The organism is Sphingomonas sp. Leaf32 (assembly GCF_001421765.1).
Lineage (GTDB): Bacteria > Pseudomonadota > Alphaproteobacteria > Sphingomonadales > Sphingomonadaceae > Sphingomonas.
The window spans coordinates 323,237-345,883 of record NZ_LMLA01000009.1 but is presented as its reverse complement, the minus strand read 5'-3'; the positions used below and the strand labels follow the sequence as shown (position 1 = coordinate 345,883).

General features: G+C 66.2%; 29 protein-coding genes and 1 tRNA gene. 10 read left to right on the top strand and 20 right to left on the bottom strand.

The annotated features are described in order from the left end of the window. Positions 1–5: 5 nt before the first annotated feature. Entirely contained in the window at positions 6–1,574 is a 1,569-nt protein-coding gene (locus ASE83_RS13755; RefSeq protein ID WP_055791128.1) for an outer membrane protein assembly factor BamB family protein, read from the top strand. Positions 1,575–1,696: 122 nt separating this feature from the next. Here the strand turns inward: ASE83_RS13755 and ASE83_RS18565 are convergent, their stop codons facing one another. The 19 genes from ASE83_RS18565 to ASE83_RS13665 all read right to left on the bottom strand — a co-directional run bounded on the left by ASE83_RS18565 (position 1,697) and on the right by ASE83_RS13665 (position 13,493). Next, positions 1,697–1,840, bottom strand: coding sequence for a hypothetical protein (locus ASE83_RS18565; RefSeq protein ID WP_156353135.1), 144 nt, complete (start codon positions 1,838–1,840; stop codon positions 1,697–1,699). A gap of 165 nt (positions 1,841–2,005) precedes the next feature. Beyond that, a complete protein-coding gene (locus ASE83_RS13750; RefSeq protein WP_055791125.1) occupies positions 2,006–2,452 on the bottom strand; it encodes a DUF1003 domain-containing protein in 447 nt (148 codons plus the stop codon). A gap of 408 nt (positions 2,453–2,860) precedes the next feature. After that, positions 2,861–3,394, bottom strand: a complete 534-nt coding sequence (gene infC, locus ASE83_RS13745; protein ID WP_055758887.1) for a translation initiation factor IF-3 — start codon at positions 3,392–3,394, stop codon at positions 2,861–2,863. Between the two features lie 63 nt (positions 3,395–3,457). Next, positions 3,458–5,470, bottom strand: a complete 2,013-nt coding sequence (thrS, locus tag ASE83_RS13740; RefSeq protein WP_055791122.1) for a threonine--tRNA ligase — start codon at positions 5,468–5,470, stop codon at positions 3,458–3,460. 194 nt (positions 5,471–5,664) lie between these two features. Next, complete coding sequence (locus ASE83_RS13735) at positions 5,665–6,468, bottom strand: hypothetical protein (protein WP_055791118.1); 804 nt, start codon at positions 6,466–6,468, stop codon at positions 5,665–5,667. 69 nt (positions 6,469–6,537) lie between these two features. Beyond that, positions 6,538–6,611 (bottom strand) — tRNA-Gly (locus ASE83_RS13730). 134 nt (positions 6,612–6,745) lie between these two features. Further along, complete coding sequence (locus tag ASE83_RS13725; protein WP_055791115.1) at positions 6,746–8,020, bottom strand: hypothetical protein; 1,275 nt, start codon at positions 8,018–8,020, stop codon at positions 6,746–6,748. A 34-nt stretch (positions 8,021–8,054) separates the two neighbouring features. Further along, positions 8,055–8,810: a hypothetical protein gene (locus ASE83_RS13720; RefSeq protein ID WP_055791112.1), complete on the bottom strand. Its 756-nt coding sequence runs from the start codon at positions 8,808–8,810 to the stop codon at positions 8,055–8,057. Further along, entirely contained in the window at positions 8,807–9,148 is a 342-nt protein-coding gene (locus ASE83_RS19120) for a DUF4326 domain-containing protein (RefSeq protein ID WP_082447238.1), read from the bottom strand. The genes ASE83_RS13720 and ASE83_RS19120 overlap by 4 nt, the downstream gene beginning before the upstream one ends. A 447-nt stretch (positions 9,149–9,595) precedes the next feature. After that, positions 9,596–9,862, bottom strand: coding sequence for a DUF6948 domain-containing protein (locus ASE83_RS13710; protein ID WP_156353133.1), 267 nt, complete (start codon positions 9,860–9,862; stop codon positions 9,596–9,598). Positions 9,863–9,924: 62 nt separating this feature from the next. Then, positions 9,925–10,116 (bottom strand): hypothetical protein, encoded by a 192-nt coding sequence (locus tag ASE83_RS13705; RefSeq protein ID WP_055791106.1) that lies wholly within the window; start codon positions 10,114–10,116, stop codon positions 9,925–9,927. A gap of 2 nt (positions 10,117–10,118) precedes the next feature. Next, positions 10,119–10,400: a hypothetical protein gene (locus ASE83_RS13700; RefSeq protein WP_055791103.1), complete on the bottom strand. Its 282-nt coding sequence runs from the start codon at positions 10,398–10,400 to the stop codon at positions 10,119–10,121. Further along, positions 10,397–11,212 (bottom strand): DUF6551 family protein, encoded by an 816-nt coding sequence (locus ASE83_RS13695; RefSeq protein ID WP_055791100.1) that lies wholly within the window; start codon positions 11,210–11,212, stop codon positions 10,397–10,399. Before ASE83_RS13695 ends, ASE83_RS13700 begins: the two co-directional genes overlap by 4 nt. Further along, positions 11,212–11,571 carry a Lar family restriction alleviation protein gene (locus ASE83_RS13690; protein WP_055791097.1) on the bottom strand — a complete coding sequence of 120 codons (360 nt, stop codon included), beginning with the start codon at positions 11,569–11,571 and terminating at the stop codon, positions 11,212–11,214. Before ASE83_RS13690 ends, ASE83_RS13695 begins: the two co-directional genes overlap by 1 nt. Next, the gene (locus tag ASE83_RS13685; protein WP_055791094.1) at positions 11,571–11,822 is read right to left on the bottom strand and encodes a hypothetical protein; all 252 of its coding nucleotides are present in this window, start codon (positions 11,820–11,822) and stop codon (positions 11,571–11,573) included. Before ASE83_RS13685 ends, ASE83_RS13690 begins: the two co-directional genes overlap by 1 nt. After that, positions 11,819–12,094 carry a hypothetical protein gene (locus tag ASE83_RS13680; protein ID WP_055791092.1) on the bottom strand — a complete coding sequence of 92 codons (276 nt, stop codon included), beginning with the start codon at positions 12,092–12,094 and terminating at the stop codon, positions 11,819–11,821. The genes ASE83_RS13685 and ASE83_RS13680 overlap by 4 nt, the downstream gene beginning before the upstream one ends. A 225-nt stretch (positions 12,095–12,319) precedes the next feature. Beyond that, positions 12,320–12,664, bottom strand: a complete 345-nt coding sequence (locus ASE83_RS13675; RefSeq protein WP_055791090.1) for a hypothetical protein — start codon at positions 12,662–12,664, stop codon at positions 12,320–12,322. Then, the gene (locus tag ASE83_RS13670) at positions 12,661–13,050 is read right to left on the bottom strand and encodes a hypothetical protein (protein ID WP_156353131.1); all 390 of its coding nucleotides are present in this window, start codon (positions 13,048–13,050) and stop codon (positions 12,661–12,663) included. Before ASE83_RS13670 ends, ASE83_RS13675 begins: the two co-directional genes overlap by 4 nt. Then, positions 13,047–13,493 (bottom strand): hypothetical protein, encoded by a 447-nt coding sequence (locus ASE83_RS13665; RefSeq protein ID WP_055791083.1) that lies wholly within the window; start codon positions 13,491–13,493, stop codon positions 13,047–13,049. Before ASE83_RS13665 ends, ASE83_RS13670 begins: the two co-directional genes overlap by 4 nt. Before the next feature lie 116 nt (positions 13,494–13,609). On the opposite strand from ASE83_RS13665, the gene ASE83_RS18560 reads away from it, so the two are divergent. Then, a complete protein-coding gene (locus ASE83_RS18560; RefSeq protein WP_156353129.1) occupies positions 13,610–13,984 on the top strand; it encodes a hypothetical protein in 375 nt (124 codons plus the stop codon). Here ASE83_RS18560 and ASE83_RS18970 read toward each other — a convergent pair. Then, a complete protein-coding gene (locus tag ASE83_RS18970; RefSeq protein ID WP_235513251.1) occupies positions 13,981–14,535 on the bottom strand; it encodes a helix-turn-helix domain-containing protein in 555 nt (184 codons plus the stop codon). The two genes, ASE83_RS18560 and ASE83_RS18970, sit on opposite strands and share 4 nt — an antisense overlap. Here ASE83_RS18970 and ASE83_RS19115 point away from each other — a divergent pair. The 8 genes from ASE83_RS19115 (at position 14,425) to ASE83_RS13620 (ending at position 22,632) form a co-directional block, all read left to right on the top strand. After that, the gene (locus ASE83_RS19115; protein WP_162236621.1) at positions 14,425–14,679 is read left to right on the top strand and encodes a helix-turn-helix domain-containing protein; all 255 of its coding nucleotides are present in this window, start codon (positions 14,425–14,427) and stop codon (positions 14,677–14,679) included. The genes ASE83_RS18970 and ASE83_RS19115 overlap by 111 nt on opposite strands. 580 nt (positions 14,680–15,259) lie before the next feature. Beyond that, positions 15,260–16,339, top strand: coding sequence for a DUF7146 domain-containing protein (locus tag ASE83_RS13650; protein ID WP_055791073.1), 1,080 nt, complete (start codon positions 15,260–15,262; stop codon positions 16,337–16,339). Next, positions 16,336–16,764 (top strand): ASCH domain-containing protein, encoded by a 429-nt coding sequence (locus ASE83_RS13645; RefSeq protein ID WP_162236647.1) that lies wholly within the window; start codon positions 16,336–16,338, stop codon positions 16,762–16,764. The genes ASE83_RS13650 and ASE83_RS13645 overlap by 4 nt, the downstream gene beginning before the upstream one ends. Further along, complete coding sequence (locus ASE83_RS13640; protein ID WP_055791067.1) at positions 16,761–18,710, top strand: hypothetical protein; 1,950 nt, start codon at positions 16,761–16,763, stop codon at positions 18,708–18,710. The genes ASE83_RS13645 and ASE83_RS13640 overlap by 4 nt, the downstream gene beginning before the upstream one ends. Positions 18,711–19,838: 1,128 nt before the next feature. Continuing rightward, a complete protein-coding gene (locus ASE83_RS13635) occupies positions 19,839–20,408 on the top strand; it encodes a hypothetical protein (protein WP_156353127.1) in 570 nt (189 codons plus the stop codon). Then, on the top strand, positions 20,408–21,979 hold the full coding sequence (locus ASE83_RS13630) for a hypothetical protein (RefSeq protein ID WP_055899648.1): 1,572 nt from the start codon (positions 20,408–20,410) through the stop codon (positions 21,977–21,979). The genes ASE83_RS13635 and ASE83_RS13630 overlap by 1 nt, the downstream gene beginning before the upstream one ends. Before the next feature lies 1 nt (position 21,980). Continuing rightward, entirely contained in the window at positions 21,981–22,217 is a 237-nt protein-coding gene (locus tag ASE83_RS13625) for a hypothetical protein (protein ID WP_055791057.1), read from the top strand. 10 nt (positions 22,218–22,227) lie between these two features. After that, entirely contained in the window at positions 22,228–22,632 is a 405-nt protein-coding gene (locus ASE83_RS13620) for a hypothetical protein (RefSeq protein WP_055791054.1), read from the top strand. Positions 22,633–22,647: the final 15 nt, after the last annotated feature.

Below are 22,647 nucleotides of genomic sequence, written 5' to 3'. Positions count from 1 at the left end.
AATAAATGATACGGAAGACGGGCGCCTTGGTCGGGGCGGGCTTGTTGGCGTCCTGTGGCGGCGGCAATGGCAGCGGGGCGGGGACGATCATCGGACCGCCAGCCCCACCTACGCTGGCGATCACGTTGGCTCCATCCGCCACGACACAAACGATTACCGATACCGGTTCGACCAGTTTCAGCGTCGATGCCACCTATACCGGGACGACCAGCGATCCGGTGGTGCCGGAGTTGACGTTCGACACGTCGCTACTGACGCTGGACGGCACGCCGACCCTGACGGGCAATCGCTATTCGGCGCGGTTCAAGACGGTTGCCGGTTTGTCGGGGATGCGTACGGCGACCAGTAACGTGCGACTGCGCCTGTGCAAGGAAACGCCCTGCGTGACGGCTTATCCGGGGTCCGATCAGTCGTTTACCTATATGCTCAACATCGAACTGGCCGACTGGACGATGCTGCAGCGGAACGCCGGGCATACCGGTTATGTCAACGCGACGTTCGAGGCCGCCGCGACCCAGCCCGCGTGGACGTGGAGTTCCGGAGGCACATCTTTCACCCAACCCGTTGCAGCCCGCAAGGGACAGATATTCGCGACGCGTAGCAATGCCGATGGAAGCAAGAGCGTTCATGCCATCAACTCGGCGACCGGTGCGGAGGTGTGGAGCTATTATATCGGCAACATCTACTCGGCCGGTGGACCAACGCTGGTCGGCGATCAACTGGCGCTTGCCAGCATGTCGATGTCGTCCGGGGATAATCCGCTGATCGTGCTGAACGCGACGACCGGACGCTATGTCCGCGACATGCGCTTTGCATCGCAATGGTCCAACTTTGCGCAACTAGCGGCGATCGGCGACAATGTGTATCTGGCATCCGGCTATTATGGCAATGTCGTCTACGGCTTCGATACGACGACCGGTGCGGCGAAATGGCAGGCTGCGGGGTCCGCCGGCCACGTCTGGGATGGCGCTACCCCTGCTGCGGATGAGCGTTACGTTTACTATTATTCGGGCGCGCTCGACGTCTTCGATCGGGCGACCGGTGCCAAGGCGATGAGCATTCCCGACCCGTTCTGGCAGTGGAATGGCTATAGCTATCGTGGTGGTCCGATGCTCGGATCGGCCGGCCATGTCATCGCCTATTCCGGCAGCGGTGGCGGAACCTATGCCTTGTCGTTGCCGCTCGTCGATTACGACACCGTCGGCGCGAAGGTGCGTTGGCGGAGCGCAGGGCTGTATTCGACGATCCCGGCGGTGGCGCGGGGCGTCGTCTACGCCGGTAGCACCACGTTGAACCGGTTGGACGCGATCAGCGAAGAGGACGGGACGGTGCGCTGGTCATGGACGCCGCCAGCGGGCGAGAGCTTTATCGGGAACGTGATCGTTACCAACGGTTGCGTATTCCTCAGCACGGACCGATCGATCTACGCCGTCAACCTGAACGGAACCCACGAGACGCTGTGGAAGGGCGGGCGGGGCGGCATGATCGCCATTACCCCGGACGCCAAGCTGGTGGTGACGTCAGACTATATGTCGACAGGCGTATATGGCGTGACCGCGTACACGTTGAAGTAACGGCGATGACCAGGCGGCGATCGTCGGTCCGCCGGGCCTTTCGCGGCAACGTGGATCGGCGATCTGCTGCCCTGTTTGCCCCGGCGTGGTCCGCCGGCAATATCCTTTCCCGTTGCCGGGCATCAATGCGTAGTTACGGCTGCCCATACAGTGGTCCCAGTAGCGGACGCTTGCGACCGACCGGTCGGTGCGGCAATCTTCTTGGCATGGAATGGAATATCGCGGTTGCCGCCTGCGCCGTAATCGCCACCCTTGTTGTCGGTCATGTCGGGGAACGCCGACCGTCAGGACGACGGGTCGATGCGGATGGTGGCGATGGCGGCTTGGTCTATTTAGACAGCGGTGCGGACGCCCATGGCGCCCATCATGGATCGGCGGATTGTGGTAGCGATGGCGGTGCATCCGGTTGCGGGGATTAGACCGCCACCCAGTTACGCAAACTGCCGGACCCGACCTTCGCACGCCAGTTCGGCGCGGATGGCGGCGACTTCCTCCAGCAGGCGGTTGATCTGTGCTTCGGCGCGCAGGTTCGTTTCATAATCCATCCGCGCCTCCAGCCGGTCTTTCGCTGCCTGGCGATTCTGGCTCATCATGATGATCGGTGCCTGCAGCGCGGCCAGCATCGACAGCATCAGGTTGAGGAAGATGAAGGGGAAGGGGTCGAACGCCCGCGCCCCCAGCACGATGGTATTGAGGATCGACCACCCGACCAGGAACAGGCAGAAGGTCGAGATGAAACCCCACGAACCGCCGATGGTGGCGACGCGGTCGGCCAGGCGTTCGCCCAGCGTCATCGTGTCGTCGAACGCGGCATTGGGGTCGCGCACCGACGCGGTGCGACGGAAGGGATCGGTCAGAAACCGGATGGTGGTGTTCATGCTATGCACCTCGCGCGATGCGACCGGCCGCGCCGGCCGATCCCCCGCGAGGCGCCCGAACGATCAGGCGATACGCGGTGACGGCCGGTGCGGCACGGTCGATCGACTGGAATCGTTATCGGACATGGACCCTGTCTCGGGACGTTGGCGAAAATGGGCGGCCGAAGCCGTCCGACGGGGCGGATGCGCCTGTCGGGCGAGTCGGTCAAGGGTAAGAAACATGAAAAAGCCGTCATGTTCGCGTGGGAACATGACGGCCTTTCTGCTCGTGTCAGGTCGACCATGGGCAAGGTCGTCATTCCCGCGAAGGCGGGAATCCATACGCGCCGGCGGTTCGGCAGAAGCCGCAACGGTCGTGTTCATGGACTCCCGCCTTCGCGGTAGTGACGAAACAGGCCGGTACCCGAATTACTTAGGCGACAGCACCATCAGCATCTGACGGCCTTCCATGCGCGGATAGGCTTCGACCTTGGCGATTTCCTGCGTAGCTTCGGCGACCCGCTGCAACACCGCCATGCCGAGCTGGCCGTGGCTCAGCTCACGACCGCGGAAGCGCATCGTGACCTTTACCTTGTCGCCCTCGGTGATGAACTGCTCGACCTTCTTCATCTTCGTATCATAGTCATGATCGTCGATGTTCGGACGCATCTTGATCTCCTTGATCTCCTGCGTCTTCTGGGTCTTGCGGGCGAGGTTGGCCTTTTTCTGCGCCTCGTACTTGAACTTGCCCACGTCGAGGAACTTCGCGACCGGCGGGTCGGCGTTCGGCGACACTTCGACCAGATCGAGTCCGACCTCCTGCGCCTGCGCCATCGCTTCGCGCGTGAACATCACACCCAGATTCTCCCCCTCATGGTCGATCACGCGGACCTTGGGGCTCTGGATGAACTCATTGAATCGGGGGCCGTTCATCGGCGGCGGCGCATTGGGGCGACGCATCATGGGCGGACGGATAGGTGGTGCTCCTGTAGTTTACGAAAGTCCTATATAATCAATCTTGCGCGATTACGAAAGGTTCCGCGCAAGATCGGGCGCCAGAGCCTCCGCTTTCAGCATCGCGACCAGTTCGTCCAGCGCGATCACCTGCTGTCCCTGGCTGCCCAGACGGCGCAGGGCGACGGTGCGCTCCTCCGCCTCGCGCTTGCCGACCACGACCAGCGCCGGGACCTTCGCCAACGAATGTTCGCGCACCTTGTAGTTGATCTTTTCGTTGCGCAGGTCGGTTTCGACGCGGATTCCCGCCGATTTCAGCGCTGCGGCAACCTCGTTCGCATAGTCGTCGGCGTCGGACACGATCGTCGCGACCACCGCCTGCACCGGCGACAGCCAAATGGGCATCCGCCCGGCATGATGTTCGATCAGGATGCCGAGGAAGCGTTCGAATGTGCCGAGGATCGCGCGGTGGAGCATGACCGGGCGGTGGCGATTGCCGTCCTCCCCGACATAGGTCGCGTCGAGTCGTTCGGGCAGCACGCGGTCCGACTGGATCGTGCCGACCTGCCACGTCCGCCCGATCGCATCGGTCAGGTGGAATTCGAGCTTGGGCGCATAGAAGGCGCCTTCGCCCGGCAGTTCCTCGAACTTCGCCTTGATGTCGTCGGACAGGTTCGACGACAGCACCGCCTCCCGCAGTTCCGCCTCGGCCTTGTCCCACATCTCCTCCGACCCGAAGCGCTTGTCGGGGCGCAGCGCCAGCTTCACCGCATAATCGGTGAAGCCCAGATCCTGATAGACCGAGTCGAGCAGTTCGCAGAAGTCGCGAACCTCCTGCACCAATTGATCCTCCCGGCAGAAGATATGGGCGTCGTCCTGCGTGAACTGGCGCACGCGCATGATGCCGTGCAGCGCCCCATGCGGTTCGTTGCGGTGGCAGCAGCCGAACTCGGCCATGCGGATCGGCAGGTCGCGATACGACTTGATCCCTTGGCGGAAGATCAGGACGTGCGCCGGGCAGTTCATCGGCTTCAACGCCATCATGTCGGCATCGGCGCTGACGATCGCGCCCTCATCCTCGGTATTCGGAATCTCGTCAGGCACCACGAACATATTTTCGCGATATTTGCCCCAATGGCCCGACTGTTCCCATTGCCGCGCGTCCATCAGCTGCGGCGTCTTCACTTCCTGGTACTCGTGGGCGTCCAAGCGGCGGCGCATATACGCCTCCAGCTGCCGCCACATCATATAGCCCTTGGGATGCCAGAACACCGACCCCTGCGCCTCGGACTGGAGGTGGAACAGGTCCATCTCCGCGCCCAGCTTGCGATGGTCGCGCTTGGCGGCCTCTTCCAGCCGCGTCAGGTGCGCGTCGAGCTGCTTCTTCGACAGCCAGCCGGTGCCGTAGATGCGGCTGAGCATCGCGTTCTTCTGGTCGCCGCGCCAATAGGCACCCGACACGCGCGTCAGCTTGAACGCCTGCGGATCGAGCTTGGCGGTCGATTCGAGATGCGGCCCGCGACACATGTCGAGCCACTGGCCCTGACGATAGATCGTCAGTTCCTCGCCCTCGGGCAGTTCGGCGGCCCATTCGGCCTTGAACGTCTCGCCCTGCGCGGTCCAGCGATCGATCAGCTGCTGGCGGGTGACGACCTCGCGCTCGAACTTCTCGCCCTTCGCGATGATCTTGCGCATCTCGGCTTCGATCAGCGGCAGGTCCTCGTCGGTGAACATGCCGCGACCCGGCGCGGGCGCGAAGTCGTAGTAGAAGCCGTCGTCGGTCGCCGGGCCGAAGGTGATCTGCGTGCCCGGATAGAGCGTCTGCACCGCTTCGGCGAGGACGTGGGCGAAGTCGTGGCGGTGGAGTTCCAGCGCGTCGGCCTCGTCCTTCGCGGTCACCAGCGCCAGCGACGAATCACCCTCGAACGGGCGGTTCAGGTCGCGCACCTGCCCATCGACCCGCGCGGCGATCGCCGCCTTGCGCAACCCCGGCGAGATCGCGGCGGCGATGTCGGCCGGGGTAGTGCCCGGCATCACCTCACGGACGGCACCGTCGGGAAGGGTGATGCGGAACATTGCGGACATGGGAAGGCACCTGAAATGTCGGAGGATAAACGCCTGCCGGTTAGCGGGTGGGCGCGGGGAGGGCAAGGATCGCGCTCGCCGATCCGTCATTCCGGCGAAGGCCGGAATCCATTGTGTCGGATGTCGGCGATTCTATCGGAACGGCTAGTATCGCTGGATTCCAGCCTTCGCCGGGAGGACGATAGGGTAGGAGATCACTCCACGGCCGCGCCGTCTTCGGTATAGGTGATGCGAATCCGTACCCAACTGCCGATCAGCGGCTTGCCCCCGACGCGCGGCGGCAGGATGCGGAACTGCCATGCCGCCTGTCGCACCGCGCCCGCCAGCCCCGATCCGCGCGCCGACTGGCCGATCTCCCGGCAATCGGTCACCTGATTGCCCGGAATGGTGCGGCAGGCGACCTCGCCCCAGCCGGGCTGGGCGTTGCGGGGCAGGTACGTCGACAGCTCGGCATGGGTCGGGCGACGATACCAGTCGGCGGCGTAGAGCCGATCGCCCCCGCCGCTGCCCCCGCCGGCATCGACATCCGCATCGCCATCGCCGCTGTCGCCCGCCGCGTTGCCGCGCCCCGCACCCTCGCTCGTGCTGCGGGTGCCGGGCGTGATCGCGGCGCGGGCGAAGTCGCGGCCGGTCATCGGAATGACCTTCGACCAGACATCGTTCGATGGCGTGGCCGGCACCGGCGGCGGAGGCGGCACGTCGGGCGGCGGCGCGACGGTGGTGACCGGCGGGGCGGTGCTGGTGCTACCGGCCGCAGCCTTGCGCTGCACCTGCCTGGCGGGTGCGGCGGCGGGGGCGACCCGATCGGCGGGCAGCATGTCAACGACCAGCGGCGATTTCTCACCCGGCGGCGGCGACATCATTTCCGGCGCGATCCGCAGCAACAGCCACAGGATCGCGACATGGATCGCGATCACCAGCGCCAACGTGGCGATGCGACGCGGCAGCGGAACCGGACGACGCGCGGAGAAACCTTCCTGATACACTAGCGACGCCACGCACGGCCCCTAGCGCAGCCCGCAGCCGAGCGCGATGGGAAAGAAGCGATGGTCGCGATGTCGGAAATGTGGAGCGGGTGAAGGGAATCGAACCCTCGTCGTAAGCTTGGGAAGCTTCTGCTCTACCATTGAGCTACACCCGCATAGCGTTGGAAATATTAGAATTTCCGTTCGCCGATCGCTTTCGTTCCGACATCCGTTCCGTTGGAATTCCAACATCGTCCGATTGCGATGCGCCGCCCTTATCCATTTGGCGGGGGCGGCGCAAGCGAGTCGATCATCCGCGCTTGATGCGTGCGACCTGCGCCGGCGCGCGTTCGTTGGTGAGGTCGACCGCGAGCATCGCCATGCCGGTGGTGCGGGGCAGGTAGGTTTCGAGGATCTTCTTCACCGTGTCGAGTTTGTGGCCGGTGACCGCGCTGATAAGGTGGTCGGGGATGCCGCGCTGGCCCATGGTGACGACGCAGGTCCGGCGGAAATCGCGGAACTGCAGGTCGGCGATTTCCGCCGCCAGCTCGGGATCGCCGGCGGCTGTCGTCGTCTCGACGGCGAGGGCGCGGATCCGCGAGATCGCACGCTGGAATTGTGCCGCGCGGGCGCGGCGTTCCGCGTAGATGGTGCTGGTCCAGATGCGACCGTAATCCTCGTCGAACAAGATCGTCGTCAGGTTCAGCTTGCGCGCGGCGGCGATCGCCGTCTCCAGCTGGTGGCGGGCATTGCCGGTGATCGGGATGCCAACCCAGCGATCGGTCTTTCCCTGGCGCAGCCGGATGCCCATTACGCGGCCGTCCGGCTCGCGCGCGGCCAGGCGGGCATAGACGGCGGGATCGTCCGCCTCGTAGGCCTGCAGCTCGTCATAGCGGCTCTGCAGCAGCTTCAGCAGATCCTCCTCGCGCTGTCCCAACGTCCAGCCCAGGATCATCGCCGCCGCCATGTTGGGCTTGCCGAGCGCGATCGCCGCCGTCGTCAGCGCCTCCTGCGCCAGCGCGCTGGCAAATTGCTGGCGCGGCGCCGGTACTGTGATGTCGAGATCGGTCGCGGCCGGGTTGGTCGGAATGCGCTCGTTCTCCAGCGCCCATGCCCACAGGGTGCGCAGCACCTTCAGCGTGTTGAAGGCGGTGTTTTCATGGACCCTGCCGTCCTTGCGCGGCGCGTAGAGGGCGTCGCGCAGGGCAATGATGTCGGTGCGGCCGATCGCGTCGATCCGCTCAGCGCCCGCCCATTTGCTGATCGTCTTCAGCTTGGCGGTGTATTCGGCGGCGGTGTTGGGCTTCAGTTTGGGAAAGCGTGCCTTCTTGAAATCGGCGATGACCGCGTTGACGGTGTGGCGCTTTTCGATCTTCCGGACTTCCGCCGGCGCGGCCGAGCCTTCGCGCCAGGCGCGGATCTCGTCGTTGCGTGCGCGGGCGGCGGCGATCGCGGCGGTTTCGTCCTGGCCAAGCTTCAGCGGTTTCCAGCCTGCCTTTTTCAGCGTGGCGCTGGGTTCCCAGTAGTAGCGCAGGCCGCCGGCGGTCGCCTTTACGCGGAAACAGGGGATCGAGATTTTCGCCATGGCGGGGGCATCCTTTGGCGTGGAACGGGAAAGACTAGGCGGGCGGGCGGGAGCGCGCCAGCAGCCATGTGTCGACCTGTACGGTCCAGACATAGCGGTGGTGCGGAGCGCGCTCCTCAAGGAGCTGTTGCGTGCGCTCCAGCGTCCAGCGGGCGAGCGCGGTGCAGCGTGACGACGCGTCCTGGTCGACGGTGCCGGCGGCGTGGCGATCGGCGAGGCGGCCGATCGCCGCCCATGCCGGATCGGGAGCGGTGCGCTGTTCGGCGGCGGCGATCCAACCGGCGCGGACATGATCGTCGCGGAAGTGCAGCGGGCCGCTGAAGCCGTCGAGGTCGACCCAATAGCGATGCAGCAGCGCGTCGAGGCATTCGAGCGTCGTGCGGGCAGTATCCGCAGTCAACGGGTTGGCAGGGCTGGCGACCATCGCCGGGAAGGTGTCGCGCGCCGTCGCCAGTTCGCGGTGCAGATCGAGCACGCGCGCGGTCCAGGTCGAGCCATAGGGCACGGTCGACGGCCCCGGCGCCGATCGGCCGGCGGCGTGCGCGCGGCGGGCGGCGTCGCGATCGAGATCCGCGACGATCGCCGCCCAGGTATCAAGGCGGCGATCGGCCTCGGGCGGGGCGAGGCGACCGCGCGACACTAGCATCGGGTAGGTCGAGCGCCGCCGGTCCAGCTCGACACGGGCCATGCGGCGCAACTCTTCAAGCGGCACGTCGCACGGCCGGCGGTTGGTGTTGTCCGAGCGCAGCGGGAAGTCGAGCGCGATCGCGCTAGGACGGCGATCGGTCATGCGTTTGCCAAGGAAAGCAGGACAGCGGCGTGGCAAACGTTCACTGTAAGCGGGCACCAGCATTGAAGATGTCGGCCACGCAGGCTGGGCAGGCTTGCCACCATCGTGCGACGTCGACGTGCCAGCGCTTCGATTTCATCATCGCCATATCCGAGGCGGATCAGCCGCCGTCGGGGCATCCGATCGGTCAGCCAATCCTCGAATAGCAAGAATGCGCCGCGATGCCCAAAGCGTGCGCTGTCGAAGGGGTTCGCCCATATCGTAGGACGGCCGACATAGACCGCGCCGGGTGGCGCCTGTCGCGCGCGGCGGCGGGTGCGGTGGAGACGTTGAGGCATAGCTCTCAGATCGGCGGGCGCGTGCGCCCNCGCCGTAGCCGTAGCCGTCGCCGTAGCCGTAGCCGTCGCCGTAGCCGTAGCCGTCGCCGTAGCCGTAGCCGTCGCCGTAGCCGTAGCCGTCGCCGTAGCCGTAGCCGTCGCCGTCGCCGTAGCCGTAGCCGTCGCCGTAGCCGTAGCCGTCGCCGTAGCCGTAGCCGTCGCCGTAGCCGTCGCCGTAGCCGTAGCCGTCGCCGTCGCCGTCGCCGTAGCCGTAGCCGTAGCCGTCGCCGTCGCCGTCGCCGTCGAGGCCAGCGGCCTTGAGGGCGTAGTGATGCTCGGTCGTTGGTAGCAGCTTCAGCACGGCGCTGACGGGCATCGCGGCGGCGATGCGGTCCGCGTGCCGCTGGACGACGCGGGCAACGCCGTCGGTGCAAGCACCGCCGACGCGCACGACGTCGTCTGCCGTGATTACCGGGTCCATGCGGCCCACGCCTCATCCGTGATGGCGAACACGGCGGTGATGTCATGCAACATCGGGATATCTGCGGGCGCGCTGATCTTGCTCTGTGCCGTCGGGCCTGTCTCGCAAAGCTGCATGAGGCCCCTGGTGGTGCCGAAGCGGATCGCCATGCGGGCGTTGGTGAGCGGCATCGCCTGGGCGGTCAAATCCTGATCGTCGGGGATTTCCCCCGCAAAAACGCCGCGATGCTTGGTGGTGACGAGTACGTGGTTCATGTTCATTTCTTTCGTGCCGGCGGTTGGTCCTGTTTGTCTCGCAGCCGGATGCGAGCAGGAATTCAGCGGCGGCCGTAGCCGCGGGCGTAGAGGGCGCGCATGGCCTGGCCGTGGTGCATGCGGGCTTCGGTGATCGTGCGGGCCGCGCCGGCGCCGTCGATGCGGCGGGCGGCCTCCTGCATCGTGCAGTTCTGGGCCAGCGCCAGGCGGAAGATGGCGAGGCAGCGGGCGCGGTCGCTGACGGGCCGCGCCATGGTCAGGCGACCGGATCGGCCGCGATCGCGGCGGCCAGCATCGGGACGCCGAAGGCGGCCTCCATGTCGTCGGCAAGTGCCGCCAATTCGGCGCGGGTGACCGACAGCAGGCCGCTGGCGTTGCGGATCCGCACGGTCGAGCGCGGGCCGATCATCGCGACCAAGCCGCGCAGTGCGCCAGCGAGGCGGGGCACGCGGTCCTCGGGCACGACGATCGACTGTCCGGCGTTGGCCAGCAGCAGCTCGCGGGTGCGCGGGCGGTAGATGGCGACGGGATGGGTCACAGCGCCCGTCCGAACGCGGTGTAGGCGTCCATGATCGCCATCGCGGTGGCGTCGCGCCACGACAGGTCCTTGTGCTGCTGGCGCAGCTGGCTGGCGCGATCGATCCAAGCGCGCTGTTCGGCCGATCCCAGCGCCTGGACAAAGCGGTCGCGGTCAAACCCGCGCTGCTTCGCGTCGTCGGCGAAGATGACGTAGAGCGCCTGCAGCAGCGTCGCGCCGCGCACCTGTACCTCGCCCTCATAGGCTTCGCTCAGCGCGTTCAGCGCGCCCTTTACGACCGCCTCTCCGTGAACCTTCACCGCCTGCTGCACGGCGGGACCGCAGAACAGTTCGCCGGGTGCCCAGGTCGACGGGTCGTGGTTGCGCGCGAGGGTGAAGCCCGCGCCCTCGATCAGCTGCAGCGCACGTTTCGCGTCGTCGTCCCCGCTGGCGAGGCTCGCGGCAAACACATTGCCCTGCGACAGTTTCTGCCGGCGCAGGTTGAGCGCGACGAAGGTCTGCGCCTCATCGGCGGTGTCGGTATGGCTGGTGACGACGCAGGGCAGGTGCGTGATGTCGCCGCGCATCTTTGCGCCTACCCACCGATGCTGGCCGTCGACGATGAACAGCGACTGGTCAACCCGACGGCTGACGTTAAGAGGCTGGCACAGGCGCCAGTCCCAGCGCTTCACCATCGATACCAGGATCCGGCGCGACTGCGGCGTCTCGGTACCACGCTGGTAGGCCGGGTCGACCGCGAGGCGATCGAGGGCCAGCCATTCGAGCGTCGGCGGGTCGCCGGCGATCGGGCCGGTGTGGAGTGGCGCGGCCATCAGAACGGCACCTCGTCCGTGAGGGCGTCACGAGCTGCGGCGATGCCCGCCTCGGCGACGAGGCAGGCAATCGCCTCGATCGTGTCGGTGTCGCAGGCACGGACATTCTCCACGATCTGCAGCGTGCGCTTCGCTCGAATATGCGCGGTGCCGCAGGTCCAGTGTTCGAAATGATCGGGACCGCTGCGGGACACGGTGGCATTCCATGCGTCGACCGCGTCCGCCTTCTGCCGGGCCAGCGGACCCCGGGCCTGACATTCCGGCTTGAAGCATTCGACGTAGGCATCACCCCCATGTTCGAGCACGTTGACGTCGGGACCCCCGCAGAATGGGCAGGGCTGGATCGAATGGTTCGACATCAGAACATCACCTCCTCAGGACGGACAGCGCGGCGCCAGATGCCGGGGGCGTCGCCGGGCAAGAGACTGCCGACGAAGCCCACCGCGCGGAGCATCCGGCGGAGCATTTCGCCGTCGATCGGCGCGGCGGCGGGGAAGACGTGGGCGACGGTCGCGCGCAGCTTGTCGATGTCGACCGCCGTGGCGTTGTCGGTATAGCCCGACACGAACGCCTGCATCGCGTCGCGCAGGACGATGGCGGCGGGCTTCATGCGCCGCACCTTCCGTCCAGCTGCAGCAGCCGGATCGTCGCGAGGCGTTCCCATGCCTTCAGCAGGCCCTCGTCGCGCGACCAGGTGCAGCTGGCGTTGACGCCGGCGACGCGCAGGGTGTTGGTGGATGCGCCGCAGCGATAGCTGGCGGCGTGATCGGCCTGCAGGCCCGCGATGATCGCGGCGGGGCCGGTGGCGTTGCCGCCGCTCCTGGCCTGATGGACATAGTCGATCGCGGCCTGCAGGCGGTCGCGCAAGGGCAAGCGGTTCATGGACACTCCCTTCAGTCGAGGAGGACGGACAAGATGACGCACCACGCGATCATGCCGAGGCCGGCGAGGGCGATGGCGGATCGCAGCGACGGTTCGCGGGGGTGATCGGGGCGCATCAGTGCAGGATCCCGATCGAGACGATCGCCAGCGCCATGCCGAGGATGCCCGGCGTGACGTAGCGGTCGAAGGCGGCGCCAATCGCGCGGCCGAAGGTTTCGAGCGGGGTCACCGGCCGGCGGCCTTGCGGAGCGCGGCCTGGGCCTGTTCGGTGGCGGAGGCTTCGAGCCGGTCGGCGAGTTCGATCAGCGCGGCGGCGGTGTCGCGGGCGCATTCGACGCTTAACGTGTGCATCATACCCATGCCGAAGGGCCGGGTTTTAGCGCGACGATACTGGGTCAGTGCGATCACATCACCATGGTCGTGAGCCATGAGCCCGACCATCAGCCCATGACTGTCGTTCACCACGTAGTCCGAGCCGTCGATCTCCGAGAGATGCACGCCAAACCCGACCGATACGTCGACGTCGGTTTCCTTGAACCCTGGCAGGGCGTTCGCGGGGATGCGCTTCATGCGACGCGCTCCGCTGGAAAGAGGTCATGCAAATTCGCGGAGAGGCGGCTGCTGACCGCCTGACGTTCGACCTTGTCGACCAGGCCACGCGCCGACGGCGGCAGGGCGTTGTCGAACCACGCGTCGACGGCGGCTCGCGACCAGCGGCTGTCGGCGTGGGCGGCGGTGGAGAGTTTTGCGCCCTTCAGCAGCGGAAACGGCTCGGGAAAGCCCCTGGCCTCGATCAGGGCGTCGATCGTGCGGCACAGATAGGCCGGACGGCGCGCCGCCTGGCCGAGGCGGCCGGCGATGTCGTAGATGCCGCAGGTATCGCGGTTGCGCGGGTTGGCGGCGGCCGCCGCCGCGCGGGCGAGCGGGGTGGGGAGGACGGCGACGTTGGGCATCACGCCGCCTCCCGCGCGAACAGGCCGTGCAGCCGGCCGTGCGCCCATTCGTCGACGGCGACCTGACAGTGCGGGCCGTAGCCGTGCGCGGCGGCGGCGGTATAGAGCCGCTGGTGCGTCGCCAGCTTCGCATCGCGGTTGCCGGTGATCGGGCCGAAGCCGCCTTCCTTCTCGAACGCCGCCAGCGCGTCGCGCAGGTCGGCGAGCGGATCGAGCGCATTGACGGCGTGCCATGCGGCGAGGCGCTCGTCCGTCCATTCGAGGGTCAGCAGCGTGCGGTCGCGATCGAGGCCGGCGGCGATCGCCGCGTCGCGCAGCAGGCTATAGGCGTGAAGGTGCGCAGCGGGGCGGGGGCAGGTGCCGAAATCGCCGGTCTGACGATAGGCGTCGCGCGCATCGGACAGCGCCTGCAGCTGCGCGTCGGTGGCAGGGGGGAAGGAGGACATGATCCGTCTCCGTCATGGTGGACGGAAGTAGATATTGCCCCTACTTATATTATGTCAATAGCTTATATTTTGAGCGTGCTTTGATATGCGAAAATGGTGCTTATGCTGTCAGGATAATGGAGATTGACCCCCTCGTTGCGGTGCCTGCGATTGGTATGGCGATGACCGCTGCATTCAATACTGAGCGGCGACTTCATCAAAGCCCGCAATGGCGCGACCGGTTGATGGGGCTGGGTGAGGTGCCAAGCCTCCGTGCCGTCGGTTTGTCGGGCCTCATTGTGTTTGTTGGTTTTGTGGCGGCAATTGCCAGTGCTATCGTTATAGCGCGGTGGTGGGCAGCGGCTGTTATAGCAATTGGCTGGGTGGGTGCGATCCTACCAGCAATGCTGTTTTCCAAATGGACACTAGCGCATCCACTGTCCAAATTTTGGGCGCTATTTGCCGTAGTGTCCGGGATGGCGGTACTTAATCTCGCGATCGTAGTACCTTAAGCAGCTTCTCGCGTCTCTTTTTCGCCGTCGAGTGGTGCCAAGACACGCAATGCCATCGCCTGCTGGACGCTGTTCGCCGATCGGAACAAGTCGACTAGCGATTGCTCCTCGGCTGACAAGCGATGCGGGTTGTCGGAGTTTGCAAGCAAATCTGCGGGGCTGCAGCCAAACTCTCGCGCGAATATCCGCATCCGGGCGATGTCGAGCGTAGAGGCGGCCTGGTTCTCTACTTGGCTAATGAACGGCTGAGACACACCCGTCCGCTGCGCCAGCTGTGACTGGTTCAGCCCTGCTGCCTTCCGCAGCTCCCTAAGACGGTTATCCGGGTGCATGGCGAGGACGTATGCCATCTGCTTATATTCTGCACCGTCGACCTGCTTATGTCCATTGACTAAATATAAGCTATTCCAATAATGCTTGGTCTCGGATCGGGAGACGATGTGTTGAAGCTTGCGGAATGGCGGAAGCGGGAAGGCAAGACCCAGGAATGGGTGGCCGCCGAGCTTGGCTGTACCCAACCGTACATCAGCCAAATCGAGCGTGCCGTCCAACCTATCGTGCCGGGTGCCGAGGTGATGGAGCGCATCTTCATCCTGACGAACGGCGAGGTCGAGCCCAACGACTTCTACGACGTCCCGCGCTGGCGCCGGCTGCTGGCATCGGCGCTGGCCGCGCTCGGCAAGCGGGCCGCCTGATGGAAAGGGCAAAATCTTCGCGGGCATCGGCTCATCTCCGTTCGCCTCGCGACTCGCTTGGCGTTCTTGTTCTGTTCCTATGCGCAGGAAACTATCCTACGTTGGTAAACAGTCAAGTGGTTGCGGATGCAGGGTTTCGGGACGGTAGGACGGGACGGGCGCAAGCCCGCCCCGTCGGTTCACGTGAGGAGGAAGGCGAGCAGGACAAGCGCGCGGAGGCACGCCGCCAGATCGATCTTCACCTCCACCGTTACAGCATTCCGGGTTTTCATCTCAGTGATCCCCCGGGCTGCGACGCGCCGCTGGCCCGTAAGGGTTGCGGTGTGAGCGCTCCGCGTTGCGCTTTGACCGGCGCTCGCGGATCTATCGGCCCAGTCTTGCCGGGGGCCCCCGGTTCGACTGGCATCGGTTTGGGTCGGACGCCGGCGCCGAACGACTTCGTCGGAAACGATGGGTCGCGCGGCACCGGGAAGGTCCCCGATGTTCGCCGGCTTAGCGGGGGCAGGAACGGTCCCACCCGTATGCCACCCGGACCGGCGGGCCGATCCTTTATCATTCGCGGCGCAGAGTCGAGTCCGGCATGACCGGTGCGCCGATCAGCGTGCGCGAGATCGAGCTGCGCGCCCGCGCGGCGTGCGAGAAGATCGCGCGCAAGTGCCTGCCCAATGCGGTGCAGGAGGGGCCGTATCTGAAGGCCGGGTCGCTGGGCGGGGAGAAAGGATCCTCGCTGGTGGTGAACCTGCAGGGGGCCAATCGCGGCATGTGGCGCGACTGGTCGTCGGACGACCAGGGCGACATGATCGTGCTGGTCGAGCGGTGCATGTTCGGCGGCGATCGCGGCGAGGCGGTGAAGTGGCTGAAGTCGATGCTGGGGCTGGACGATCTGGACCCGGACCGGCTGCAGCAGGTCCGCGCGGAAAGCGCGCGCGAGGACGCGGCGCTGGAGCGCCAAGCGCAGCAGGAGGCCGAAGCCAAGAAGCGCGGGGCGCGGGCGCTGTACCTGAACGGGCAGGCGATCGGCGAGACGCCGGCGGCGCGTTACTATGCCGCGCGCGGGATTTGCGTCGATCCGCTGGGCCATTGGCCGAACGCGCTGCGCTATCATCCCGAGGTGTGGAACCGCGATGCGGGCATGAAGCTGCCGTGCATCGTCGCGCAGATGATCCTGCCGAGCGGCGAGCATGTCGCGACGCATCGCACCTGGCTGGGCCGCGATCCCCGGACCCGTGACTGGGTGAAGGCCGATGGCGCCGACCTGGGCGTGCCGAAGGGTTCGGCGAAGAAGGTGCTGGGCAAGTCGCGCGGGGCGTTCGTGCCGTTGCGGAAAGGTGCGTCGCGTCAGTCGATGGGGCAGATGCGCTCGCCCGAACCGCTGTACGTCACCGAGGGCATCGAGGACGCGCTGACCATCGCGATGTGCAAGCCCGACGCCCGGGTCATCGCCGCCTATTCGCTGGGCAATCTGGGCGTGATCGAATTTCCGAAGGCGATCGAGACGATCATCCTGGTCGCCGATCGCGACGACGGGCAGCGCGAAGTCGAGCTGCTGGAACGGGCGATCGCCCGCCAGCAAGCCCGCGGCCATCGCGTCCAGCTCGTCCTGCCTCCTGTAGGGATCAAGGACATGAATGCTTGGCTGATGGCCGGGGCGGCGGCGTGAAGGCGCTTTCTCTCTGGCAACCTTGGGCCAGTGCTGTTGCGCTGGGGCACAAGCAGATCGAAACGCGGCATTGGTCGACCCGTTACCGTGGGCCGATCGCCGTCCATGCGGCCAAGCGGTGGACCAAAGACGAGCGTTGGTACGCCGACTGCTTCGCTGACATCTATGCCTGCCCTGCGCTGCGTGATCCGCCACTGGGGATGATCGTCGCGGTTGCCGAGCTAAGGTCAGTTGCGCGCACTGAGGATCTCGTCGGGACGATCACTCGCAAGGAGGATGCTCTCGGCAATTTTGGTCCGGGACGGTTCGGTTGGACGCTCGCCAACGTAGTGCCGCTCGACAATCCGATCGCTGCTCGTGGAATGCAGGGTCTTTTTGACCTGCCCGTCGACCTTTCCCATGCGGTGCGGGCTGCGATACTGTGACCAAACGCGCCGCCCAACCTGCGCCCGACAACGTGGTGTCGATCGCGGCCGCGCTGGATGCGCCGGTCGACGCGCCGCAGCTCGCCCAGGACGGCGATCAGCAGCCGTTTGGCGGGCGGGACGATGACGACGACATCCAGCGGCCGCTGTTGCCGCGCGAAAGCCCGGTCAAGGCGCTGGGGCTAGGCACCGATGGCACGACGTGCTGGTACCTGAATGTCCTCGGGCAGCTGGTGGCGCTGGGCCCGCGCGAGCATGGCAAGAACCACCTCCACGCTCTATTTGCGCCCCGGACCCAGTTGCTGTCGAAATATTGGCCGCGATGGTCCGAGCCCAAGTATGAGGGCCGTGGCAACGCGCGCAAGCTAGTCAAGGAAAGCGAGATCGTAGGTTTCGCGCAGGACGATGCCAGCGAAGCCTTGATCTCTGCTTGCGGGTCCGCCGGTATCTTCGACGCGCAGGGGCGCGTCCGGGGGCGCGGCGCGCATCGCGGCAAGGACCAGACGCTGGTCATCCACTATGGCGACAAGGTCATGACCGCGAAACCGCGTGCCGGAAAGCGCGCGGCGGCCGAGTGGTTCGATACCGGGCTGCACGACGGCTATGTCTATCCGGCCGCCGCCGCGACCCCGCGCCCGCATCACCAGGCGGGGAAGGTAGCGGCGGTCGAGCAGCTGCTGTCGCTCATATCGACGTGGCATTGGCGGCGCGGGCACCTCGACGCGATGCTGGCGCTGGGGTGGATCGCGCAGGCGTCGATCGCCGGCGCCCTCAACTGGCGGTCGCACCTGTTCGTCACCGGCGGGCGCGGGACGGGCAAGTCGACGTTCAATGGCAAGGACGGGCTGTGCGACCGGGTGCTGGGCAGCGGTACGCTGCGCACCGGCAACGCCACCGAGGCGGCGGTGCGGCAGATGCTGCGCGCGCAGACGATCCCGGTCATCTTCGACGAGTTCGAGCCGAACGCGTTCAACCAGCACAAGCTGGCGGGCGTGCTCGAGCTGGCGCGCGTCGCGTCGTCGGGTGGCGATATCCATCGCGGGTCTTCGGACCACAAGGCGGCGGAATTCGTGCTCAATAGCGCGTTCCAGTTCTCCGCTATCCTGACGCCGCACATGGAGCCGCAGGACCGGTCGCGGTTCGCGATCCTCGAGCTGGAGCCGCTTCAGTCCGACACGCCCAGGCTGGACCTCGACAAGGCCGGGTTGCCGGCGATCGGGCAGGTCCTGGCCCGGCGGATGATCGACGGGTGGTGGCGGTGGCACGATACGTTCCATGCCTATCACGACGCGCTGACCAAGAAGGGGCATTCGTCGCGATCGGCCGATACGTTCGGCACGCTGCTCGCGGCGGCCGACCTGGCGCTGTACGACGAGATGCCGACGGCCGAGCTGCTGTACGACTGGTCGATGCAGTGCGCGCCGGCGGCGATGGCCGAGATCGCCGACACGTCGGAGGATCACGAGGCGTGCCTGATCCACCTGACCACGACGATGGTGCAAGCGCGCGGCGGTGACGTGCGTGAGACGGTCGGCACGTGGATCAAGCGCGCGGTGACGGCAAAGGTCGGCAGCGAGGCCGAGGCCGAGCGGGCGCGCGAGCGTCTGGGCGAGCTGGGGCTGAAGCTGGTCAATGCGCGGGCCAAGCCGGCCGACGGGACCGGCCGCCCGACCTACGGCGCGGTCGAGCATATGCCGGGGCAGGCGTGCTACCTCGCGGTGGCGCAGAAGCACCGGGCGCTGGCCGAGGTCTTCGGCACGACGAAGTTCCAGGCTGGTGGCTGGTCGCAGACCTTGGCCCGTGCGCCGGCGGCGATCCGGGGCGTGAAGGCGAAATTCGGTGGCCAATCGCTGACGGCGGTGCTGGTGCCGATCGAGCTGGTCATCGACCAGGACGAGGTGACGGGCTGGGTCGCGTGCCCGATGCCCGAGGCGGTGCAGGCATGACGCGCACGGCCAGCGACGCGAAGCGGCGCGGTGCGGCCGTGCTCATCATCAACTTCGCGCGCTCGCGCGAAGTCTTTGTGCTGCCCTCGCTATACTTCACGACGTCTTTTTTTGCGGCCCGTACCCCGGCCCGTTTATTGCAGATAAAATTGTGGTATGGTCCGCCATCGCGAGCGGTCGCCAGTTCTGTAGTTCTATACGGGTCCGGGGGCAGAACCGCTAACCGCTTGAAATCTATCGGTTCTACAGTTCCGTTCCAGAGCCTCACGCATGACGCGCGTGCAGGCGCGTGTGCCCGCGCGCATATAGGGGGGGTACAGAACTACAGAACTCTAGAACTGAACCATAAAAACCAGCATTCCTGCGGCTTTGACGGTTCTACGCCGGTTCTGTTGCGGTTCTGTTCCAGAACCCGGAATAAACAATGGGGTGGATATGCCACCTCGGCCTTCGCTGATGCTGCGGGCGGTCGCCGGCTCGCCAGCTGCCTCGATCTGGGCGTCGACAGGCGGGCGGCGCGGCGAAAGTTTCGGCGCTGGGCGCGGGCGGCGGGGGTCGGCTGCGCGTTGATCGGCGCCGGCGGGTCGGCGGGCGGAAACCGTGCGATTTCAGTCGGTTATGCGGGCGCGATCAGGCGTGTTGGAATGGCCGTGTCGGAACGGTCGGCGTTTTTCGTGTCGGTTCAATGCTTTGCGCGGACCCTATGCAAGCCTGCGAGGCTGTCGGACGGGGCGGCGGCGGTCGGCCTGGCCGCGCCGGCCGGGCAGAGGGAGGTGTCGTGCCGATCGACAGGGGGCACCCCCCCCAGCGCCGCGCGCCTCGTTCCTCTCTCGCACGCGCAGCCGATTTTCCGAGTTTCGGCTGACCTTCGAAATCGCTGGTCGATGTCGGGGCCGCAGGATCGCGACGGTCGCCTAACCTGCCGCCTGCAGATGGGGTCGGGGGTAGATCGCCTGCCGATGTTCGCCGGTGTCCGTCGCGGTGGCGCGAGCGGGATGCGGCAAGAACGGGTCGGGGTGCAGGGGGGTGTCCTGGGCTGGGGGCGAAGCCGTGAAACGCTGACGCTATGGGGAGGGTCCACCCGTGTCAACTGACCTGACCGGTGACGCGGCGATCGGCCGCGCGATCATGACGGACGCGCAGGCGCAGCTGGATGCGCGCCAGGCCGAGGCCGAGCAGCTCGATCTGCTCGATCCGATCACGCCGGAAGACATCTGGGACGCGCGCGAAGCGCTGGGCGAAACCGCGACCCCGCAACAGGTGGCCCATGCCGCCCGGGCAAAGAAACGCGGCCGTCCGGCCGGGAGCCGCAACCGCCGCACCGACGATCTGGAGAAGTGGTTGCTCGCCCAGGGGCAGCATCCGGCGGTGACGCTGATGCAGATCCAGTCAACCGCGCCGGAAGTGCTGATGGAGGCGTCAAAGCGGCGCAAGGTTCACAGTTTCCAGAAGGACGGGACCGCGAACGTGGTCGTCGAGCACATGACCTACGAGGCGGCGCAGTCGCTTCGCGCCCGGTGTGCCGACATGCTGATGCCGTATCTGGTCGGCAAGAAACCGCTGAAGGTCGACATGTCGTTCAGCGGTGTCGCGGATCTGATCATCGAGGGCGTCACCCATACCGCTGGTGAGATCGGCGACATCATCGACGCGGAATTCGCGCCGGCGCCGTCCGAAACCGACGGGGGTGACGCCTGATGGGGATGGTCGCACCGCGCCGGATGGTATCGCCCGGGCCGATCGCCGACGGGTTCGTCCGCGCGCGCGGGTTCATCGTCGGGATCATCGGCCCGGTGGGGTCGGGCAAGACCATGGCGGCGCTGCAGAAAGGATTGCGCCTGGCGGCGCAGCAGAAGGGGGTAGCGCGCGAGGACGGGGTGATCGTGCGCAAGGCGCGGATCGGGGTTATCCGCGAGAGCTATCCCAGCCTGCAGTCGACGACGTTGAAATCTTGGTTCCGCATTGTGCCCGAGGCCGAGGGCACGTTCAGCTGGAAGGCGCCGTTCACCCACAAGTTCACCAAGATCCTGCGGCGCGAGGGCAACCGCCGCGACGGCCGGGTGCTGGAAGTCCTGGACTGCGAATTCGAGTTCCGCGCGATCGGCGACCTGTCGGTCGAGGAGGCGTGCCGCGGTTGGGAGGTGAACGCGGTCATCATCGACGAAGCGGATCTGCAGCCCGAGAGCCTGGTGCCGTTCCTGACGGGTCGCGTCGGACGCTTCAGCGACCTTGATCCATCGCTGGTCGTGGATCCGCAGATCATCCTGTCGATGAACATGCCGGACATCGAAAACCACATCTACACGCTGCTGTTCGACGAAAGCAGCGAGGCGTTGGGGCTGACGGCCGAGGAAGCCGAGATCCTGCAGTCGACGTTGGGCGACCGGAAGCTGATCGAAAAGTTCGTCCAGCCCGGTGGGCGCGAACCGGATGCGGAAAATCTGCACAACCTGCCCGGCGGGCGGGGGTATTACGTGCTGCAGGTCGCCGCGAACCGGGCGACGCCGGGCTATGTCGATCGCATGGTCGACAACAAGCCGGTGCCGATCCAGCACGGGCAGGCGGTCAATGCCGGGTTCGCGTACACCGCGCATGTCCGGCCGTGCCAGTGGGATCCGCGCCGCAAACTGATCGTCGGCGTCGACCAGGGGCTGTTCGCCGCCGCCGTGGCGCTGCAGCGCGACTGGGACAATTCGATCCGGACGCTGGCCGAGTGCGTCAACACGACGAAGGGCGCGCGGGGGCAGACGCAGCTGCTGAAGGTCGGGCCGACGGCGTTCGCGAAGCGGGTCAAGCGGATGCTGGCGGAGAATTTCCCCGACATCACGCCCGACATGATCCGGGTCGTCGCCGATCCGGCCGCGTTCGCGGCCAAGGACCGCCAGGACAACGAGCACGACTGGCTGTTGGCGTTTCAGAAAGAGCTGGGGCTGAAGGTCCACAAGGCGAAAACCAACAGCGCCGGGCTGCGCAACCAGGCGATCTGGACCGCGCAGGATGTCCGCGACGGCTATGCCGTCGATCCCGGCTGCAAGCACCTGATCAAGGCCCATTCGGGCGGATACCGGTACCAGAAGGCGGAGACGAAGACGGGCGAGGTCCGGGCCAACCCCGAGATCGCCGACACGATCTACACCCACGTCGCCGATGCCGAGCAGTACGCCGCGCTGGAGGGCGCCCACGTTATCGGCGACCTGCGCGGCAAGGAACGCCGCCGGCGCCCGGTGAAAAACGACAGCGATTTCGACGTCCACGCAGGAGTTCACTGACATGGCTTTGCTCAAACCGCTCGGCAAGGTGATTGCCGCGCCGCTGAAGGCGCTGGGGATCGTGTCCACCCCCGGAAAAGCGCCGACCCCGCTCCGCTCGGTCACCCGCGACGATGCCGCCGCGCAGGTCGCGACCGACGACGAAATCCGCCGCCGGCAAGGCGCGGCCGCCGACATCATCACCGGGGCGCGTGGAGCCGAAGCCACGCTGACCGGCGGCAAACTCACACTCGGCTGAAGGACGGAAAATGCGCCAGATTACTGACCACGTCTTCAATCCAGCGAACGACAAGTTGACGATCACTGCCATCGACGCTCCCGGCGCCGGCGGTGCGCAGCATCTCTACATGGTTAAAGGGTTCGACACCTCGACCAATCCATCCTGCCCCTTCACCGAACGGCACGGATCCCCCGCGACCCACGCGACCGTGCTGTTTCAGAACGGTCCCATCAACGAGGTGGGTGTGAACGGCGTGACGCAGGAGGCTCTCTTGGCGATCGTCGCCGATCGATTGCGCTCGTTCCAGGCCGGACCATTCGCATGTCGTGAGAACGCCTTGGCTCTCACGAAGATCGAAGAAGCGCAGCACTGGCTGCAGCAGCGGACGCTCGCCCGAATGTGGCGGGGCGTCGAAGGCACCCACCAGCTTTAAACCGAAGGAAAGCAC